General features: G+C 62.7%; 5 protein-coding genes. 2 read left to right on the forward strand and 3 right to left on the reverse strand.

What is annotated here, in order from left to right; genetic code table 11:
• A partial coding sequence (locus EOA22_RS30775) for a 6-phosphofructokinase (protein ID WP_206521366.1) occupies nucleotides 1–322 on the reverse strand: 322 nt, incomplete at its 3' end.
• A gap of 100 nt (nucleotides 323–422) precedes the next feature.
• Nucleotides 423–1190, reverse strand: a complete 768-nt coding sequence (locus EOA22_RS30780; protein WP_024501964.1) for a L,D-transpeptidase — start codon at nucleotides 1188–1190, stop codon at nucleotides 423–425.
• Nucleotides 1191–1428: 238 nt separating this feature from the next.
• Between EOA22_RS30780 and EOA22_RS39625 the strand changes: the two genes are divergently transcribed.
• Together EOA22_RS39625 and EOA22_RS30790 are read left to right on the forward strand one after the other, a co-directional pair.
• Nucleotides 1429–1551, forward strand: a complete 123-nt coding sequence (locus tag EOA22_RS39625) for a hypothetical protein (RefSeq protein ID WP_013528283.1) — start codon at nucleotides 1429–1431, stop codon at nucleotides 1549–1551.
• Nucleotides 1552–1647: 96 nt separating this feature from the next.
• On the forward strand, nucleotides 1648–2271 hold the full coding sequence (locus tag EOA22_RS30790) for a LysE family translocator (RefSeq protein ID WP_023761181.1): 624 nt from the start codon (nucleotides 1648–1650) through the stop codon (nucleotides 2269–2271).
• A 19-nt stretch (nucleotides 2272–2290) separates the two neighbouring features.
• Here EOA22_RS30790 and EOA22_RS30795 read toward each other — a convergent pair.
• The coding region (locus tag EOA22_RS30795; RefSeq protein ID WP_127390479.1) for an autotransporter outer membrane beta-barrel domain-containing protein at nucleotides 2291–2482 on the reverse strand (192 nt) is incomplete at its 5' end.

Below are 2482 nucleotides of genomic sequence, written 5' to 3' on the forward strand. Positions count from 1 at the left end.
CGTGGCCGCCAGTATAGATGAAGGGGTCGGCGCCGGCGTTCTTCAGGCCGTTGAGGATGACATCGCAATAGGCGGCGTCGGGCTTGTCGCGCGTCGAGCCGAGGGCGGCGCTCGGCGTGCCGGCAATCAGCCGCAGGCGGTCTTCCGGAATGGCGGAAAGGTCGACATAATTGCCGTCACGGATGCCGCGCACGCCATGGATCGAGCCCAGCACCTTGGCACCGGGATGCCGCTTGCGGATCTCCAGCGTCGCCCCGACAACCGTCTGGTTGATGACGGCGGTTGGGCCGCCGCCCTGCGCGATGACAAACGTTCCAGCCATGCTTGATTTCTCCCGGCGCGATGGTTTTCAAGGCACCTTGGCCTGTCTTGTCGCATCGCGCAACGGGAGTTTCGAGCGGCGCCAACACGCCGCATAAGCGTCAGACGACGACGACCGGATTTTTCTTGGAGACGCGGCTGTAGAGGTCGATGATGTCCTGGTTGATCAGGCGCACGCAGCCCGACGACATCGCTTGCCCGATGCTCCACCATTCGGGCGAACCGTGGATGCGATAGCCGGTGTCCTTGCCGTCCTGGTAGATGTAGAGGGCACGCGCGCCGAGCGGATTGGTGAGGCCGCCGGGCTGTCCGGCCTGCCATTTCACCAGTTCAGGCTTGCGGGCGATCATCTCCGGCGGCGGCGTCCAGGTCGGCCATTCCCTGCCGTACTGGATGTTGGCGCGGCCGGACCAGCGGAAACCGTCCTTGCCGATGCCGACGCCATAACGGATGGCATCGCCGCCCGGCTGGACCAAATAGAGCATGCGCTCCTTGAGATGGACGACGATGGTGCCGGGCGCCTCGCCTGTCGTGTCGACGACGATCTGGCGGCGGAATTCCGGCTTGACCTTCAGATATGGCACTTCCGGAACGTTGAAGCCGCCGTCGGTCAGCCCGGCATACATGACCCCGGGACTGGTGACGTTCTTGTCGACGCTGATGCTTGGCCGGATCGGCCGCACGGAACCCGTGGTGACGTCGTCGAGCTCGAGCGCCGGCAGGCCGCCGCCCGAGGTCGAGCAACCGGCGGCGCTCAGCAGCGCAAGCGCCCCTGCCCCGGACAGGATGGCGCGGCGGGAAAGATGATGATCGGTTTCGATTGCGTCGCCATTTCGCGGCGGCGTCAGACCTTGCGGCAACTCACGCATATACCCAGACCCTACGCTGTCGGCGGGAAGCACGGTCCGGCCGGATAGCAGGCATTTTCCTCATTCATGGTTGATAAAGCGTGAAGACCTTGCACAGCCTGCATTTGCGCATGGCCTTGGCGATGTTCGACCTTCTTGCCTGAACTTGAACGAAGGCTGCTGCACAAAAAGACCTCGGTCGAGTCATATTCCCGGCGCCGGCGTCTCCTACTCCTCGAACCATCAGCGAGGGGCCTCCATGTGCAAGACCTTAAAAACCGACATCAAGCTTTTTGCCGCTGCCATTGTCGCGGCGGCAACCGTTCTCGGTGCCAATGTCAGCCTGGCCGATATAGTGAGCACGCTGAGCGGCGCGAACTGACACCGATCTGCCGCTGGCGCAGTTAGGGAAATCGCCTCTTTACATTCTCCCGGGCCTAAGGATTTATCCTCTTCTTTAAGCTCAAAGGAGACGAGCATGTCCTTCGAAAACTGGGCCGCCTTCGCTGCCGCATCGACGATCCTTCTCATCATTCCAGGTCCGACCATCCTGCTGGTCGTGTCCTATGCGCTGGGCCAGGGCTGGCGTACCGCTCTGCCGATGGCCGTCGGCGTGGCGTTGGGGGATTTCACTGCGATGACGTTGTCGATGCTGGGTATCGGCGCGCTGCTGGCGGCCTCGGCGACCGTCTTCACCATCCTGAAGCTGATCGGCGCCGGTTATCTGATCTATCTTGGCGTGAAACTGTTTCGCGCCGGCGGCGCGTTGAAGGCCGAACCGCGCACCGACGCGGTCTCCTCGGCCAAGATGATGGCGCACGCCTGGCTGGTCACCGCGCTCAACCCGAAAAGCATCACGTTCTTCGTTGCCTTCCTGCCGCAGTTCCTCGACCGGCACGCCGATTTCTGGACGCAGATGCTGATCTTCGAGACGACCTTCCTGGCGCTCGCCTTCGCCAATGCCTTCGGCTATGCGCTGATCGCGGCACGCGCACGCAACGTGGTGCGCAATCCCAAGGCGATCCGCATCTTCAACCGCACCGGCGGTACGCTGCTGGTCGGCGCCGGCATCGCCACGGTGGCGATGCGTTCCAGCAATTAAGCTGTCTTTTTGACCGGCCTTACCATTTGACGCTGAAGCCCAGATTGCCTTCGAGGATCCGACGCTTGTCGCCACCGAGATTGGTGGTGTAGTCGCCGGTGGCGAAGATGCTGACCTTGTCCGTCACCTTGGCAATCACGCCGCCGCCGAACTCGAACGAGGTCGATCTGCCCTCGGTCGAGATGTCGGTGGTGTCGAAATTGACATGGCT

The sequence above is a fragment of the Mesorhizobium sp. M7A.F.Ca.US.014.04.1.1 genome (assembly GCF_003998745.1).
GTDB lineage: Bacteria > Pseudomonadota > Alphaproteobacteria > Rhizobiales > Rhizobiaceae > Mesorhizobium > Mesorhizobium ciceri.

Bases quoted from the DNA above. Each gene is read 5' to 3' on its own strand.
- EOA22_RS30780 (WP_024501964.1), bottom strand. From the start codon at position 1,190: ATGCGTGAGTTGCCGCAAGGTCTGACGCCGCCGCGAAATGGCGACGCA.
- EOA22_RS39625 (WP_013528283.1), top strand. From the start codon at position 1,429: ATGTGCAAGACCTTAAAAACCGACATCAAGCTTTTTGCCGCTGCCATT.
- EOA22_RS30790 (WP_023761181.1), top strand. From the start codon at position 1,648: ATGTCCTTCGAAAACTGGGCCGCCTTCGCTGCCGCATCGACGATCCTT.